Source organism: Streptomyces sp. AC512_CC834 (genome assembly GCF_019049325.1).
Taxonomy (GTDB): domain Bacteria; phylum Actinomycetota; class Actinomycetes; order Streptomycetales; family Streptomycetaceae; genus Streptomyces.
Genome location: NZ_JAGMUO010000113.1, coordinates 165,649 through 181,195 on the forward strand (window position 1 = coordinate 165,649; position 15,547 = coordinate 181,195).

Below are 15,547 nucleotides of genomic sequence, written 5' to 3' on the forward strand. Positions count from 1 at the left end.
CGACGTAGAGCGTCACCGCAGTCCCGCCGGGAAGCGCTCTTCGAAGTCGGCCATGATTTCGCGTGCATACTTCGACGCCCCCTCGACGAACCGCTGCTTCTGCCGCCGGCGCACAACGTCCTCGGTCAGTATGTCGTGCGCGAGCCGTTTGATCGCGACGCCCTGCTCCTTGGCCTCCGCGCGCAGCTCGGCCAGCTCTTCCTCGGTGAACTCGATCGTGATCCCAGGCATATGAGCACCCTAGCGGGACCACAACCGCGACCACTACCACCTTCACTACCAAGAGGGGTGCCTCGAACTACCGAACGGGATGCCCCGCCCCCCGCAGCGTCTCCTTCACCTCGCCGATCCGCAGGTCGCCGAAGTGGAAGACGGACGCCGCCAGCACCGCGTCGGCGCCCGCCGCGACGGCCGGGGCGAAGTGGGCGAGGCGGCCCGCGCCGCCGGAGGCGATCACCGGGACGGTCACGTGCTTCCGGACCGCCTCGATCATCTCCAGGTCGTAGCCGTCCTTCGTGCCGTCCGCGTCCATCGAGTTGAGCAGGATCTCCCCCGCGCCCAGCTCGGCGGCCCGGTGCGCCCACTCCACGGCGTCGGTGCCGGTGCCGCGCCGGCCGCCGTGGGTGGTCACCTCGAAGGTGCCCGCCTCGGTGCGGCGGGCGTCGACCGACAGGACGAGGACCTGCCGGCCGAACCGCTCGGCGATCTCGCGGATCAGGTCGGGGCGGGCGATGGCGGCCGTGTTCACGCCCACCTTGTCCGCACCGGCCCGCAGCAGCTTGTCGACGTCCTCCGCGGTGCGCACGCCGCCGCCGACGGTCAGCGGGATGAACACCTGCTCGGCGGTGCGGCGCACCACGTCGTACGTCGTCTCGCGGTCGCCCGACGAGGCGGTGATGTCCAGGAACGTCAGCTCGTCGGCGCCCTCGGTGTCGTACACCTTGGCCATCTCGACGGGGTCGCCCGCGTCGCGCAGGTTCTGGAAGTTGACGCCCTTGACGACCCGGCCGTTGTCCACGTCCAGGCAGGGGATGACTCGGACCGCCAGGGTCATGAATCCACGGCTCCTTCGATGCCTCTTACTGCTCTCTTTACTGCTCTCTGAATGCTTCCAGTTCCACCGTGACCAGGACCCGGGAGTCCATGAAGCCCTCCACGACCAGCAGGGTGGTGGCCGGGCGCACGGAGTCGAACAGCTCCTTGTGGGCGCGGCCCACCTCGTCGACGTCCCGCGAGTGGGCCAGGTACACCCGGGTCCGGATCACGGACCCGATGTCCAGTCCGAACTCGCCGATCGCCTCGACGGCGGTGCCGAAGGCCACCCTGGTCTGTTCGTAGGGGTCGCCGTCGCCGTACAGGAGGTTGCCCCTGAAGGCGGTGGTGCCCGCCACGATGACACGATCACCCGCCGCCACGGCCCGTGCGAAACCGAAGGACTCTTCCCAGGGACTTCCGCTCTGCACGCGCCGTACGGCTTCGGATGTCATGACGCCACAGCCTCCAAGGCCTCTTCCAGGGTGAACGCCTTCGCGTACAGGGCCTTCCCGACGATGGCCCCCTCGACACCGGCCGGGACCAGCCCGGCGATCGCGCGCAGGTCGTCGAGGGAGGAGACGCCGCCCGACGCCACGACCGGGCGGTCAGTGGCCGCGCAGACGTTCTTCAGCAGCTCCAGGTTCGGGCCCTGGAGGGTGCCGTCCTTGGCGATGTCGGTGACGACGTACCGCGCGCAGCCCTCCTTGTCGAGGCGTGCCAGCGTCTCGTAGAGGTCGCCGCCGTCCCGGGTCCAGCCGCGGCCGCGCAGCGTCGTGCCGCGTACGTCGAGGCCCACCGCGATCTTGTCGCCGTGCTCGGCGATGACCTTGGCGACCCACTCGGGGGTCTCCAGGGCGGCGGTGCCGAGGTTCACCCGGGTACAGCCCGTGGCGAGTGCGGCGGCGAGGGTGCCGTCGTCGCGGATGCCGCCGGACAGCTCGACCTTGATGTCCATGGCCTTCGCGACCTCGGCGATCAGCTCGCGGTTGTCCCCGGTGCCGAACGCGGCGTCCAGGTCCACCAGGTGCAGCCACTCGGCGCCGGAGCGCTGCCAGGCCAGAGCGGCCTCCAGGGGCGAACCGTAGGAGGTCTCGGAACCGGACTCGCCGTGCACGAGCCGGACCGCCTGACCGTCGCGGACGTCGACGGCGGGGAGGAGTTCGAGCTTGCTCATCTCTACCGGGCTCATCTCTACAGGGTCTCGATCCAGTTGGTGAGGAGCTGGGCTCCGGCGTCGCCGGACTTCTCCGGGTGGAACTGGGTGGCCCACAAGGCGCCGTTCTCCACGGCGGCCACGAAGGGCTTGCCGTGCGTGGCCCAGGTGACCTTGGGGGCGGCGATCAGCGGGTTCTGCGACTCCTGGGCCCAGTCGTGGACGGCGTAGGAGTGCACGAAGTAGAAGCGGGCGTCGGCGTCCAGGCCGGCGAAGAGCTGCGAGCCGGCGGGTGACTCGACCGTGTTCCAGCCCATGTGGGGGACGACGTCGGCCTGGAGCGGTCCGACCGTGCCGGGCCACTCGTCCAGGCCCTCGGCCTCCACGTCGTGCTCGATGCCGCGCGTGAAGAGGATCTGCATGCCGACGCAGATGCCCATGACCGGGCGCCCGCCCGCCAGTCGGCGATCCACGATCCAGTCGCCGCGCGCCGCCTTGAGGCCGTCCATGCAGGCGGCGAAGGCGCCGACGCCGGGGACCAGCAACCCGTCGGCGTTCATGGCCCTGTCGTAGTCACGGGTGATCTCGACGTCGGCTCCCGCGCGCGCGAGTGCGCGCTCGGCGGAACGGACGTTGCCGAAGCCGTAGTCGAAGACGACGACCCGCTTGGCGGCGGTCAACTCCAGACCTCCAGCCGCAGGACACCCGCGAGCAGACACATCCCGGCGCCGATGGAGAGCAGCACGATCAGCCCCTTGGGCATCTGCTGCTTGGCGAAGGAGTAGATGCCGCCGAGGAAGAAGAGGCCGACGACGATCAGTGCGGTGGACGTACCGTTCATGGGTTACAGCGCGCCCTTCGTCGAAGGCAGGATGCCGACCGCGCGCGGGTCGCGCTCGGAGGCGTAGCGCAGGGCCCGGGCCAGCGCCTTGAACTGGCACTCCACGATGTGGTGCGCGTTGCGCCCGTACGGCACGTGCACGTGCAGGGCGATCTGTGCCTGGGCGACGAAGGACTCCAGGATGTGCCGGGTCATCGTCGTGTCGTACTCGCCGATCATCGGCGCCATCTTCTCGGGCTCGGTGTGCACGAGGTAGGGGCGGCCGGACAGGTCGACGGTGACCTGGGCGAGGGACTCGTCCAGCGGGACCGTGCAGTTGCCGAAGCGGTAGACGCCCACCTTGTCGCCGAGGGCCTGCTTGAAGGCGGCGCCCAGCGCGAGGGCGGTGTCCTCGATGGTGTGGTGGGAGTCGATGTGCAGGTCGCCGTCGGTCTTCACGGTCAGGTCGAACAGACCGTGCCGGCCGAGCTGGTCGAGCATGTGGTCGTAGAAGCCGACGCCGGTGGCGATGTCGGTCTTGCCGGTGCCGTCGAGATCGATCTCGACGAGGACCGAGGTCTCCTTGGTCGTACGCTCCACGCGTCCCACGCGGCTCATGTGTTCTGCTCCTTCTTGACTTCACGTACCGCGTCGAGGAACGCGTCGTTCTCCTGCGGAGTTCCGGCGGTGACCCGCAGCCACCCCGGCACGCCGTTGTCCCGGACCAGCACGCCCCGGTCGAGGATCTTCCGCCAGGTCTCGTGCGAGTCCGTGAACCGCCCGAACTGGACGAAGTTCGCGTCGGACTCGGTCACCTCGTAACCGATCGCGCGCAGTTCGGCGACCAGCCGGTCCCGCTCGGTCTTCAACTGCTCGACGTACTTCAGCAGCGTGTCCGTGTGCTCCAGGGCGGCCAGCGCGGTCGCCTGGGTGACGGCCGACAGGTGGTACGGCAGCCGTACGAGCTGGACGGCGTCGACGACGGCCGGGTGCGCGGCGAGGTAACCGAGGCGCAGGCCCGCCGCGCCGAACGCCTTCGACATCGTGCGGGAGACGACGAGGTGGGGGCGGCCCTCCAGCAGCGGCAGCAGCGAGGCGCCGTGGCTGAACTCGATGTAGGCCTCGTCGACCACGACCATGGAGGGTTTCGCGGCCTGAGCGGCCTCGTAGAGGGCGAGGACCGTCTCGGCCGGAACCGCGTTGCCCGTGGGGTTGTTGGGGGTGGTGATGAAGACGACGTCGGGGCGGTGCTCGGCGATCGCCCGCTCGGCGGCGGGCACGTCGATGGTGAAGTCGTCGCGGCGCGGGCCGGAGATCCAGCCGGTGCCGGTGCCGCGCGCGATGAGGGCGTGCATCGAGTACGACGGCTCGAAGCCGATCGCGGTGCGGCCCGGCCCGCCGAAGGTCTGCAGCAACTGCTGGATGACCTCGTTGGAGCCGTTGGCCGCCCAGAGGTTGCGGACGTCGACGGCGTACCCGGAGGTCTGTGTCAGGTACTCGGCGAGCTTGGTGCGCAGTTCGACCGCGTCCCGGTCCGGGTAGCGGTTGAGGTCGCGGGCGGCCTCGCGGACGCGCTCGGCGATCCGCTCGACCAGCGCCTCGGGCAGCGGGTAGGGGTTCTCGTTGGTGTTCAGCCGTACCGGCACGTCCAGTTGGGGTGCGCCGTAGGGGGACTTGCCGCGCAGCTCGTCCCGTACGGGGAGATCGTCGATTCCGAACGTCACTTGCTTGCCGGGACCTTCCAGTCACTGTGCCCGTCTTGTTCGCCTCCGGCAAAACGCGCCTTGACCGCCGCGCCGTGGGCGGGCAGGTCCTCCGCCTCCGCCAGCGTCACCACGTGGTGCGCGACCTCGGCGAGCGCGTCGCGCGTGTAGTCGACGATGTGGATGCCGCGCAGGAACGACTGCACGGACAGTCCCGAGGAGTGGCAGGCGCAGCCGCCGGTGGGCAGGACGTGGTTGGACCCGGCCGCGTAGTCGCCGAGCGAGACGGGGGCCCACGGGCCGACGAAGATCGCGCCGGCGTTCCTGACGCGCTCGGCGACGGCGGCGGCGTCGGCGGTCTGGATCTCCAGGTGCTCCGCGCCGTAGGCGTCGACGACGCGCAGGCCCTCGTCGACGCCGTCGACGAGCACGATCGCGGACTGGCGGCCGGCGAGGGCCGGGCGGATCCGGTCCTCGACGTGCCTGGTCGCCTCGACCTGCGGCTGGAGCTCCTTCTCGACCGCGTCCGCGAGCTCCACGGAGTCGGTGACCAGGACGGCCGCGGCCAGCGGGTCGTGCTCGGCCTGGCTGATCAGGTCGGAGGCGACGTGCACCGGGTCGGCGGTCGAGTCCGCCAGGACGGCGATCTCGGTCGGTCCTGCCTCGGCGTCGATGCCGATCTTCCCGGTGAAGTAGCGCTTGGCGGCGGCGACCCAGATGTTGCCGGGGCCGGTGACCATGTTGGCGGGCGGGCAGGACTCGGTGCCGTACGCGAACATGGCGACGGCGGTGGCACCGCCCGCCGCGTACACCTCGTCGACGCCGAGCAGGGCGCAGGCGGCGAGGATGGTGGGGTGCGGGAGCCCGCCGGCCGGGTCGTTCTCGAAAGCGGGCGCCTGGGCGGGCGAGGCGAGTGCGACGGAGCCGACCCCGGCCTCCTGGGCGGGCACCACGTTCATGATCACGGACGACGGGTAGACCGACCGGCCGCCGGGCGCGTAGAGCCCGACCCGCTCGACCGGCACCCATTTCTCGGTGACCGAGCCGCCGGGCACGACCTGCGTGGTGTGGCTGCTGCGACGCTGCTCGCGGTGGACGAGGCGGGCGCGGCGGATGGACTCCTCCAGGGCCGCGCGGACGGCCGGGTCGAGCTCCTCCAGCGCGCGCGTGAGCGCGTCGGCCGGGACCCGCACCCGGTCAATGCGGACGCCGTCGAACTGCTCGGTGAAGTCGATCAGCGCCGCGTCGCCACGATGATGCACGGCCTCGCAGATCGGACGCACCTTCTCCAGGGCGGCCGAGACGTCGAAGTCGGCCCGGGGCAGCAGGTCGCGCAGGGCGGGTCCCTCGGGGAGGGCGTCGCCGCGCAGATCGATTCGGGAGATCACGGAACCAATTCTCTCAGACCCGCGTCCGGCACGGTCCGCGCGTATCAATGGCTGATACAGAACGCGGCGGGCTCACGCGGCGGACTCTTGCGGCCCACGGCGAACTCGCGTGATCCGTGCTCACTTTGAGTGTTCGGAGCGTCACGGAGTGGGCATGAACGGTTGTACGAAGAGTGAGCGACCGACGAGTAGTTGGGGAGGGAGTGAAGCACCGTGACCGAGGGGGCCGGCCGTCGTGACGGAGAGCTGCCGGACGACCTGACCGCCGCCGAGGCCGGCATGTGGCAGGCCTTCCGCAACGGCAGCGTGTACGACCTGAGCAGCGGCGACGCGCTCGTCGACGACCCGCACGGCGGGCATCCGTGGGGGCCGGAGCGGACGGTGCGGGCCCGCATCGTGTGCTGGCTGCTTCTCGACGGTCCGCCGGCCCTCGCCGGCCGGGTGTCCTCGCTCCAGCTCGTGGGCGTGCGGATCAGCGACACGATGGACCTCGCGGGCGGCACGGTGGAGCCGTACGTCGAGCTGCGGGGCTGCCGTTTCGAGCGGGAGGTGCTGCTGCCGGAGACCCGTTTCACCACCGTGCGGCTGGTGGACTGCTCGGTTCCGCGCCTGGAGGCGGCCCGGCTGCACACCGAGGGCGACCTGCACCTGCCGCGCTCCCGCTTCCCCGGGGGAATCCGGCTCACGGACGCGCAGATAGGCACCGACCTGCTGCTCAACCAGGCGATCGTGCACCGGGACCGCAGCGGCCGTGCCATCGCCGCGGACGGCATGACGGTCGGGCAGGACCTCCAGGCCGAGATGCTGGAGTCGCACGGCGAGGTGAGCCTGCGCAGCGCCCAGGTCGGCGTCTCGCTGAGCCTGCGCGGCGCCCGGCTCCTCAACCCGTACACGCGGCACGCGCTGAACGCCCCGCAGCTCACGGTGGAGCGCACGCTGTACCTGACGCCGGCCGGGCTGGGCAGCCCGCTGCTGCGCGGCACCACCCCCGCCCAGGGCACCCGCATCCAGCGCTTCGAATGCGAGGGCGGGGTGCGGCTCGACGACGGGCGGTTCGGCGACGCCCTGGACCTGGAGCACGCCCGGTTCACCTTCACCGACGACCAGGAGCTGTCGCTGCGCCGGGTGCAGACGCCCGAGCTGCGGTTCCTGGGCGAGCGGCCGGCACGCGGGCAGGTGGTGCTGTCGGGGGCGCGGGTCGTCAACCTGATGGACCGTGCGGACAGTTGGCCGGGCCCCGGCCGGCTGCACATGGGCGGCTTCGCCTACGAGAACCTGGTACCGCGCGGGCCGTTCCCGCTTCAGAAGCGGCTGCGGTGGGTGGGCGCCGCGACCGCCGAGTACAACCCGGAGCCGTACGAGCGGCTCGCCGCCGTGCTGCGGGCCGGCGGCGAGGACGAGGACGCCCGCGAGGTGCTGCTCGCCAAGCACCGCAGGCGCCGCGAGAGCCTGCCGCTCGCCGCGAAGCTGGTGGGTTACGCGCAGGACTGGACGGTCGCCTACGGCTACCGGCCGGGCCGGGCGGCGGTGTGGATGGCGGTCCTCTGGGCGGCGGGCTCGCTCGCCTTCGCCCGCGCCGACCCGGCACCGCTGAAGACCGGCGAGCACCCGGACTGGAACCCGGCCCTCTTCGCCCTCGACCTGCTCCTGCCGGTGATCGACCTGGGCCAGGCCGGCTCCTGGCGGCTCCACGACGGCTGGCAGTGGCTGACGACGGCCCTGGTCCTGCTCGGCTGGATCCTGGCGACGACGGTGGCAGCGGGCGCGACCCGCCTGCTCCGCCGTAGCTGACCCCTCCGGGGGTCCCGGGCGTCCCGGGCGTCGCGGACGTCCCGGGGGTCCCGGGGGTCCCGGGCGTCCCGGGCGTCCCGGGCGTCCCGGGCGTCCCGGGCGTCCCGGGGGTCCCGGGCGTCCCTCCGGGCGCGCCGGGGAACGCGCGTTCCCCGAGCTTCCGCAGGCGACACGTCCGGCCGAAGGCGGGGCCGGGGTCAAGGCCGGGACCGAGACCGACGCCGGGGCCGGGACCGAGACCGGGGCCGGGACCGCGACCGGGGCCGGGGCCGAGGGCCGGGACCGCGACCGGGGCCGGGACCGGGGCCGGGACCGGGGCGAGGCCGGGACCGGGACCGAGACCGAGGCCGGGGCCGAGACCGACGCCGGGGCCGACGCCGAGGCCGGGACCGGGGCCGAGACCGACGCCGAGGCCGGGACCGGGGCCGGGGCCGAGACCGAGGCCGACGCCGGGGCCGAGGCCGACGCCGGGGCCGGGGCCGAGACCGAGACCGAGACCGAGACCGGGGCCGGGGCCGGGGCCGACGCCGGGGCCGAGACCGGGGCCGGGGCCGACGCCGGGGCCGAGGCCGGGACCCGGCCCAGGGCCGAGACCGGGACCGGGGCCGGGGCCGAGACCGGGACCGGGGCCGAGGCCGAGACCAGGGCCGAGACCAGGACCAGGACCGGGGCCGGGACCGGGACCGAGGCCGAGACCAAGGCCGAGGCCGAGACCAAGGCCGAGGGCGAGACAGAGGCCGCACAACCATCGCGAACCCTCGGCCGTCGTACTGGCCATGCTGCGCGCGTTCCTGCGGACCGCGGCCCGGGACCGGTCCCGGTCGCCACGGCCCGCCCAAGACGACGACGTGCTCCTCGACGCCCCCGACGACCGCCTCGGCCCCGTCCTCGTCGCCGCGGCCCGCGGCGAGCACGGCCTGGCCGCCGGCCTCCTCGCCGGCACCCGCGAGAACGCCGAATGGGACCACCGCGACCGCTACGCGACCCGGCTCGCCGCCTTCGCCCGCTCCCGTTCCCAGTGGCTGGACGACTGGCAGGCCGCCGCCCCGGACGACCCGGACGCCCTGCTGGTCGCGGCCCGCCTGTCGGTCCACCGGCACTGGGACTCGCCGGCCCGCGCCGAACTCCTGCGCCAGGTGGTCCCCGCGGTCGTCGCCGCCGCCGAGGCCGCCGGGCGCGACCCGGTGCCGTGGCGGACCGCGCTGGACGCGGCGCGCGGCGCACGCGCCGGACACGCCGAGTTCGAGCGGCTGTGGGAGCAGGCGGTCCGCCGCTGTCCGCACCACTACGGCTGTCATGTCGCCGCCCTGGACTACCTGGCCGCCGCCTCGCCCGACGCGCACGGCGAGTGCCTGGACTTCGCCGAGACGGCCGCGCAGGACGCCCCCGAGGACGCGCTCGTACGGGCCCTGCCGCTGCACGCGGCCTTCACCTGCCTGACGACGACCGCGACCGGCGGCGCCGCTGCGACCGCCGTACGCACGCACCGCGCCCGCCTGGACGCCGCGGCCGACAGCGCGATCGCCTTCTCGTCGGCCCGTCCGGCGGCCGACCCGTGGGCGGCGGAGCTGCGGAACCTGCTGGTGTACGTCCTCTGCCGCCTGGAACGCCCCCGGGACGCGGCGGAGCAACTCCGTCTGACCGGCCCGTACGTCACGTCTTTTCCGTGGGACCGGGACACGGACGACCCGCTCGGCCGCTTCCTCCAGGTGCGCGACGACGTCCGTGGAAATGGGCACGGCGAACGCGTCCGCCCCGGCGACCATTAGGCTTCTGCGTCGTGACCACCGTCCGGCTCCCCCTCTTCCCCCTGAACTCTGTCCTGTTCCCGGGGCTGGTGCTCCCCCTCAACATCTTCGAGGAGCGCTATCGCGCCATGATGCGCGAACTGCTGAAGACCTCCGAGGACGAACCGCGCCGGTTCGCCGTCGTGGCGATCCGTGACGGCTACGAGGTGGCCCAGACCGCCCCCGGCCTGCCCGACCCGACGGCCGTCCTCGAGCGCGGGCCGACGGCCGGGTTCGGGACCGACCCGGTCAAGGCGTTCCACAAGGTGGGCTGTATCGCGGACGCGGCGACCGTCCGCGAGCGGGCCGACGGTTCCTTCGAGGTGCTGGCGACCGGCACGAACCGGGTGCGGCTGCTCTCGGTGGAGGCCTCGGGTCCCTTCCTGACGGCCGAGCTGGAGCAGTTGCCCGAGGAGCCCGGCGACGAGGCGGGCGCGCTGGCCGAGGGCGTGCTGCGGTCCTTCCGGCAGTACCAGAAGCGGCTGGCGGGGGCACGCGAACGGTCGCTGGCGACCGGCGCCGAACTGCCGGACGAACCGGGCGTGGTCTCCTACCTGGTCGCCGCCGCGATGATGCTGGACACGCCGACGAAGCAGCGGCTGCTCCAGGCCCCGGACACCGCCTCCCGCCTGCGGGACGAGCTGAAACTCCTTCGCTCCGAGACCTCCATCATCCGTACGCTGCCGTCCCTGCCGGCGTTGGAACTGACGCGCGGCCCGACGAGTCTCAACTGAGGTACCGGCCCGCATGGCGAAGAAGTCCAGGAAGCAGCAGCCGTCCGGCGGAACCCCGGCCACCGTGGCGCTCACGGCGGCCGGGGTGACGTACACGGTCCACGCGTACGAGCACGACCCGGCCCACCCGTCGTACGGCGAGGAGGCGGCCGAGGCGATGGGCGTCCCGCCCGCGCGGGTCTTCAAGACGCTGGTGGCGGACGTCGACGGCGCCCTGACGGTCGCGGTGGTGCCGGTGGCGGGCCGGCTGGACCTCAAGGCGCTGGCGGCGGCGGTGGGCGGCAAGCGCGCGACGATGGCCGACCCGGCCCTGGCCGAGCGCACCACGGGCTACGTGCGGGGCGGCATCTCCCCGCTGGGCCAGCGCAAGCGGCTCGCGACGGTCCTGGACGCGTCGGCCTCGGACCACGCCACGATCTGTGTCTCGGCGGGCCGCCGCGGCCTGGAGGTCGAACTCTCCCCGGACGACCTGGCCAAGCTCACGGCCGCGGTCCTCGCCCCGATCGGCCGTGCGTAGGGAGCGCCGTTTGGATCTTGTCGGGGTCGCGAAAGGCACCGTTGCCTGGAGCCGACCGGATCCAAACAGCACCCCCTACCCCCTCGACGGGCGCCCGGTTCTCGGCTAATCAGACAGGACATGTCGAAGCGAACGCGCAAACGCAGGTGGCGCACCAGGAAGGGCCGGGCCAACCACGGCCGTCGCCCGGCCTAGGCCGGGACTGGGCCGCCCTAGGCGGACTTGTCGCCGTACGGGGCCGGCCAGGCATCGGGCTCCGGATCGCGGGGCCCGAACAGTCCCGTCAGGCCCAGATGGACCACGAGCGCCGCCACCGACCAGGCCAGCAGCGCCCCCTTGGCGCCCAGTTTCAGCGGCGCCGCGAACGTCACCCCTTTGCCCACGTCCTTGGCGTGGGCGATCACGTCCTGGGTGGGCCCGAGCCACACCCCGATCCGCCATGCCAGCAGCGATCCGAGGAGCCCGCCGACGCCGAGGGCCGCCACCAGGGGGACGCCGCCGCGCCGCCGCAGCAGGAAGGCGACCACCGCGCTGAGTGCCCCGAAGGCCAGCGCGAGCAGGGTGAAGGTGCCGTCGACGCCGACCGCCTGCTCGCCCTCGGAGTCCTTGAAGTAGACGATCCACCGGTTGTCGGCCAGATCGCCGACCAGCGGCACGGTCGGTGCCAGCTTCCACCACAGCACGCCCAGCAGCGCGCCGGAGAGGGCGACCGCCAGCACGGTCACGGCGGCCTGCCGCACTTCGGTCAACATCCCGGGGCCGTCCTGTTCGCCGTGGTGGTCGTGCGGGGCGCCGAAGGCGGTATCCACCGCGTGCGCACCGGCGGACGGCGGCACCGGCCCGCCCTGGTACGACGGGCGTTCGTTCGGCGGCGGTGGCGGAGTCAGAGGTGCGGTCACCGTGCCATCGTGCCAAACCCGACTGTGCGGCGCGTCACCGGACGGCGGCCCGGCGGTACGCCCAGGTGGCGACGGCCAGCGAGATCACCCCGACCGCGGCGCACACCGCGAGGTCGCCGAGGACGAAGGCCCAGTCGGGCCGCGGGCCGAACGTGCGGGCGAATGCCTCCACGCCGTAGGTGGAGGGCAGCAGGTCCCGCGCCAGGCGGACCACCCCCGGCAACCGCTCGGGCGGCAGCACGCCGAGCAGCAGCGCCGCCGACATGCCGAGCTGGCCCAGCAGGGTGGCGAACTCGGGCCGGGGCGCGAGCAGGCCCAGCGCCGCGCCCAGTCCGGCGAGTGCGGCGCCGGCCAGCGGGATCACGGCCACCAGGACCCACAGGTGGGTCATCGGCAGCCCGAACAGCAGGCACCCGAACACCGCCGTCACCACGGTCCCGGGCACGGTGAAGGACGCGTACGCGCCCGCCGCGCCCAGCACCACCGCGGCGGGCGGCACGGGCAGCGTCGCGTAGTGGTCGAGGCCGCCGCTCGCGCGGAGCTGGCCGAAGTACTGGGCGAGGAGGTTCAGCGCGACGAAGGCCACGACGAGTACCGCCGAACCGGCGACCACGGCCTGCGCCTCGCCGCCGCCGTCCACGACGCCGCGCATCAGGATCATGATGCCGATCGACTGGAAGGTCGCCACGAACAGCAGCGGGATGCGCGCGACCCGCGCCCGGGACAGTTGCGCCCGGTACACGGCCACCAGGGAGGGCCACAGCCGCGCCTTGGGCCCCAGCTCGCCCGGACCGGCCACGCGCTGCTGTTCGACGGCCAGGGCAGCGCCCGGCAGGACATCGGCGGGTACGGCACTCACGTCGCGCTGTTCCCCTTCGCTAGGGTCGTTCGAAGCGGTCGCCCTGATGGGTACGGATGCGGCGGCCGGTGTTCTCACCGCTCGCGTGCTCAAGCCCTCACCAGCCCCTGCCGGGCGGCGCCGCCCAGCGCCAGGTAGACGTCCTCCAGGCTGGGCGTGGCCAGGGTGAAGTCGTCCAGGGCGGCGAAGGCCGCGCCGCCGGTGACGGTGGCGACGACCGCGCGGGCCTCCTCGGGGGCGAGCCGCAGGGTCCAGCGGCGCCCCGACTCGACGACGCGGTCGCGCAGGGCGGCGACCTCCGGGACGTGCAGCGGTGCGCTCTCGCGCCACACCAGGTCGACGCGGACCTCTCCGGCGACCTTCTCCTTGAGTCCGGAGGGCGTGTCGCAGGCGATCACGCGGCCCCGGTCGAGGACGGCGACCCGGTCGAGTACGGTCTCGGCCTCGATGACGTTGTGGGTGACGAGCAGCACGGTGGTGCCGTGTTCGGCGCGGCGCCGGTCGACGGCCGACCAGACCGCGCGCCTGGCCACCGGGTCCATGCCGGTGGTCGGCTCGTCCAGGACGAGCAGCGGGCGCTCCCCCACCAGCGCGGTGGCGAAGCAGGCCAGGCGGCGCTGGCCGCCGGAGAGCTTCTTGATCGGGCGGGCGGCGAGGGGGGTCAGACCCAGTTCCTCGAGGACGGCGTCCCGCTCGGCGCGCGCCCGTCGCACCTCCAGGCCGCGCAGCCGCCCGGTGGTCTCGGCGGCGAGCGACACGGTCAGCTCGTCCAGGGCGCTGGACTCCTGTCCGAGGTAGGCGAGGATCCGCGCGGCCAGGTCCGGGTGGCGCACGATGTCGTGCCCGAGGATCTCGACGCCGCCGCGATCGGGGCGCATCAGCCCGGTGAGCTGGCGTACGAGGGTGGACTTGCCGGCGCCGTTCGGTCCGAGCAGTCCGAAGATCTCACCGCGGCGGATGTCCAGGGTCACGTCGTCGGTGGCCCGTACCTCGGGAGTCGCCGGAACGCCGCGCCTGCCGCGTACGGCGGGATAGGTCTTGGTCAGTCCGCGCACCACGCACACGGCATCGCCACCGGGTCGAAGTGCCTGTGCCGCGCGCGTACTCACAAGGGACGAGACTACGGGGTCGGTCCTCGCGCCCCGCTTCCGGGTCCGCCCATAAGTGTCGATTCAGCCGGGGGAATGCGAGGGGGAATGCCAGGGCAATGCCCGGGGAATGCCGGAGGGATGCCAGGGGATCTCACTCCGCCGCGGGGGTGCGTTCGGTCGCCGTCCGGACGTCGATCTCCCGCCAGAACCCGGCCCGGATCGCGTACCGGTCGTGTTCGTCGATCTGGTCGTCCTTGTGGGCCAGCAGACCGAAGCGGGCCGCGTAGCGCAGCAGCTCCCCGTCCACGCGGTGCGGGATGCGGGGGTACATCCCGGAGAGCTTCTGCAGGTGGCCCTGGTCGCCGAGGCGGTCCAGCCAGCGGCGGGCGAAGACCTGCCCGACCTCGTACGGGTCGCCGCCGACCGTGGTGATGTCCTCCTCGCGGTCGGCCCAGCGCTGCTCGGCGGTGGTGAGCTGGGCCAGCGTCGGCAGGGAGGCGGCCTCGGACGGCTCGGCGGCGGTCCGGTCGACCCAGCCCTTGTCGGAGGACCAGCGCAGGGTGGCGCTCGTCGGCTGCGGGGCGGGGTGGGAGCCGGGGGCACGCAGGGCGGCGAGGTCCTTGGGGGTGGGGACGCCCTTGGCGGGCGGCACCCGCTCGTCGGTGCCGGTCGGGCGGGCGGTGGTCGTGGTGGGGTGCTCGGGTTCCTCGACGGGCCGTTCGGGGGCGGCGGAGAGGGCGGACTCGGGCAGCGGCGCGGAGAGGATCGCGGCGATCTCGGGGCGGGGCACGGGCGACGGCGCGCAGATACCGCCGATCTCCTTGGCGCGTACCGCCTTCGTGATCCAGATGCGGTCCAGCACGCGTCGTTCGTCGGCCTCGGCGACCAGGTCCTCGGACTGGTTGTAGTCGCCGTCGGCGGCCTGTACGGCCCACAGGTGGACGGCGACGCCGTGTTCCTTCGCGGCCATCAGGCCGGGCAGCAGGTCGCCGTCGCCGGTCACCAGGACGACGTCGGAGCAGGCGCGGTTGCGGGCCAGCTCGGTCAGTTCGGCGTGCATGGCGGCGTCCACGCCCTTCTGCGCCCAGCGTCCGTCACTGCGCGTGAGGGCGCCGAGCCGGACGGTGACCCGGGGCATCACGCGCAGCCGCCGGTGTTCGGGCTGCGGGACGCGGTCGGGGGCACCGTCGAACCAGTAGATGCGCAGCAGGGGCTGCTGCGTGTCGGACTCGGCGCGGTCGCGCAACCCCTGGATGAGGGCGGCGTGATCGACGGTGATGCGCGAGCGCGAGGGCTCCCCGGCGAGGAGACTCGCGGCCGCCCCCAGCAGATACCCGGCGTCCACCAGGACGATGCAGCGGTCCACGCGATCCACCCTCTTTCCGGGAGGTTTGCTTCGGGCTTCCTTCGAGTCTGCCCGACCGCGCGGAGGTTAACGGCCCGAACTCGATCTTCGGCGTGGCGTTTCGGCACCTCGGGCGCCGGCCGGACCGTGTCACACACGGTAATTGCCCGATATGCGTTCTTTGTTGGCCTATGTGAATCTGGTTGCGGTCCTGGCCCCCAGATCCCCCTCAGGAGGTAGATCACCATGGCCAAGAACAAGAACAATCGTGATCGTAAGCAGCCCCAGGCCGAGCGCTCCCCGCACCAGGCCCCCGACTCGGCCGTGCTGGACCGCGAGGAACAGCACTCCCCGTCGCTGACGACACCCGGCGACGCGGCCTCCCGCAAGCGGCAGAAGCGCTTCGGCCACAACTGACATCCACG

The 15,547-nt window shown here is 73.0% G+C and carries 18 protein-coding genes; 5 read left to right on the forward strand and 13 right to left on the reverse strand.

All coding sequences use genetic code 11. The annotated features are described in order from the left end of the window. Positions 1–12: 12 nt before the first annotated feature. The 9 genes from KUM40_RS35735 to hisD all read right to left on the reverse strand — a co-directional run bounded on the left by KUM40_RS35735 (position 13) and on the right by hisD (position 6,099). A complete protein-coding gene (locus KUM40_RS35735; protein WP_030186025.1) occupies positions 13–231 on the reverse strand; it encodes a hypothetical protein in 219 nt (72 codons plus the stop codon). A gap of 67 nt (positions 232–298) precedes the next feature. Further along, positions 299–1,054, reverse strand: coding sequence for an imidazole glycerol phosphate synthase subunit HisF (hisF, locus tag KUM40_RS35740; protein WP_217170467.1), 756 nt, complete (start codon positions 1,052–1,054; stop codon positions 299–301). 37 nt (positions 1,055–1,091) lie between these two features. Beyond that, a complete protein-coding gene (locus tag KUM40_RS35745) occupies positions 1,092–1,487 on the reverse strand; it encodes a RidA family protein (protein WP_217170468.1) in 396 nt (131 codons plus the stop codon). Further along, complete coding sequence (priA, locus tag KUM40_RS35750) at positions 1,484–2,209, reverse strand: bifunctional 1-(5-phosphoribosyl)-5-((5-phosphoribosylamino)methylideneamino)imidazole-4-carboxamide isomerase/phosphoribosylanthranilate isomerase PriA (RefSeq protein WP_217170516.1); 726 nt, start codon at positions 2,207–2,209, stop codon at positions 1,484–1,486. Before priA ends, KUM40_RS35745 begins: the two co-directional genes overlap by 4 nt. Positions 2,210–2,226: 17 nt before the next feature. Then, the gene (hisH, locus tag KUM40_RS35755) at positions 2,227–2,874 is read right to left on the reverse strand and encodes an imidazole glycerol phosphate synthase subunit HisH (protein WP_217170517.1); all 648 of its coding nucleotides are present in this window, start codon (positions 2,872–2,874) and stop codon (positions 2,227–2,229) included. After that, entirely contained in the window at positions 2,865–3,029 is a 165-nt protein-coding gene (locus KUM40_RS35760; RefSeq protein WP_003976764.1) for a hypothetical protein, read from the reverse strand. The genes hisH and KUM40_RS35760 overlap by 10 nt, the downstream gene beginning before the upstream one ends. Positions 3,030–3,032: 3 nt before the next feature. After that, the gene (gene hisB / locus KUM40_RS35765) at positions 3,033–3,626 is read right to left on the reverse strand and encodes an imidazoleglycerol-phosphate dehydratase HisB (RefSeq protein WP_217170469.1); all 594 of its coding nucleotides are present in this window, start codon (positions 3,624–3,626) and stop codon (positions 3,033–3,035) included. Beyond that, the gene (locus tag KUM40_RS35770; RefSeq protein ID WP_217170470.1) at positions 3,623–4,732 is read right to left on the reverse strand and encodes a histidinol-phosphate transaminase; all 1,110 of its coding nucleotides are present in this window, start codon (positions 4,730–4,732) and stop codon (positions 3,623–3,625) included. The genes hisB and KUM40_RS35770 overlap by 4 nt, the downstream gene beginning before the upstream one ends. Next, positions 4,729–6,099 (reverse strand): histidinol dehydrogenase, encoded by a 1,371-nt coding sequence (gene hisD, locus KUM40_RS35775; RefSeq protein ID WP_217170471.1) that lies wholly within the window; start codon positions 6,097–6,099, stop codon positions 4,729–4,731. The genes KUM40_RS35770 and hisD overlap by 4 nt, the downstream gene beginning before the upstream one ends. A 213-nt stretch (positions 6,100–6,312) precedes the next feature. Here hisD and KUM40_RS35780 point away from each other — a divergent pair, with 213 nt between their 5' ends. From KUM40_RS35780 to ybaK, 4 genes are all read left to right on the forward strand, one after another. Continuing rightward, complete coding sequence (locus tag KUM40_RS35780) at positions 6,313–7,890, forward strand: oxidoreductase (RefSeq protein ID WP_217170472.1); 1,578 nt, start codon at positions 6,313–6,315, stop codon at positions 7,888–7,890. 776 nt (positions 7,891–8,666) lie between these two features. After that, entirely contained in the window at positions 8,667–9,659 is a 993-nt protein-coding gene (locus tag KUM40_RS35785) for a hypothetical protein (protein ID WP_217170473.1), read from the forward strand. An 11-nt stretch (positions 9,660–9,670) separates the two neighbouring features. Then, positions 9,671–10,411: an LON peptidase substrate-binding domain-containing protein gene (locus KUM40_RS35790; RefSeq protein ID WP_217170474.1), complete on the forward strand. Its 741-nt coding sequence runs from the start codon at positions 9,671–9,673 to the stop codon at positions 10,409–10,411. 13 nt (positions 10,412–10,424) lie between these two features. Next, complete coding sequence (ybaK, locus tag KUM40_RS35795) at positions 10,425–10,928, forward strand: Cys-tRNA(Pro) deacylase (RefSeq protein ID WP_217170475.1); 504 nt, start codon at positions 10,425–10,427, stop codon at positions 10,926–10,928. 212 nt (positions 10,929–11,140) lie between these two features. Here ybaK and KUM40_RS35800 read toward each other — a convergent pair whose 3' ends face one another. From KUM40_RS35800 to KUM40_RS35815, 4 genes are all read right to left on the reverse strand, one after another. Next, positions 11,141–11,827, reverse strand: coding sequence for an AAA family ATPase (locus KUM40_RS35800; protein ID WP_217170476.1), 687 nt, complete (start codon positions 11,825–11,827; stop codon positions 11,141–11,143). A gap of 34 nt (positions 11,828–11,861) precedes the next feature. After that, positions 11,862–12,686, reverse strand: coding sequence for an ABC transporter permease (locus KUM40_RS35805; protein WP_217170477.1), 825 nt, complete (start codon positions 12,684–12,686; stop codon positions 11,862–11,864). 89 nt (positions 12,687–12,775) lie between these two features. Then, positions 12,776–13,750: an ABC transporter ATP-binding protein gene (locus tag KUM40_RS35810; RefSeq protein WP_217170518.1), complete on the reverse strand. Its 975-nt coding sequence runs from the start codon at positions 13,748–13,750 to the stop codon at positions 12,776–12,778. A gap of 178 nt (positions 13,751–13,928) precedes the next feature. Beyond that, positions 13,929–15,143 (reverse strand): NYN domain-containing protein, encoded by a 1,215-nt coding sequence (locus KUM40_RS35815; protein WP_217170478.1) that lies wholly within the window; start codon positions 15,141–15,143, stop codon positions 13,929–13,931. Between the two features lie 225 nt (positions 15,144–15,368). Between KUM40_RS35815 and KUM40_RS35820 the strand changes: the two genes are divergently transcribed. Beyond that, positions 15,369–15,539, forward strand: coding sequence for a hypothetical protein (locus tag KUM40_RS35820; RefSeq protein WP_217170479.1), 171 nt, complete (start codon positions 15,369–15,371; stop codon positions 15,537–15,539). Positions 15,540–15,547: the final 8 nt, after the last annotated feature.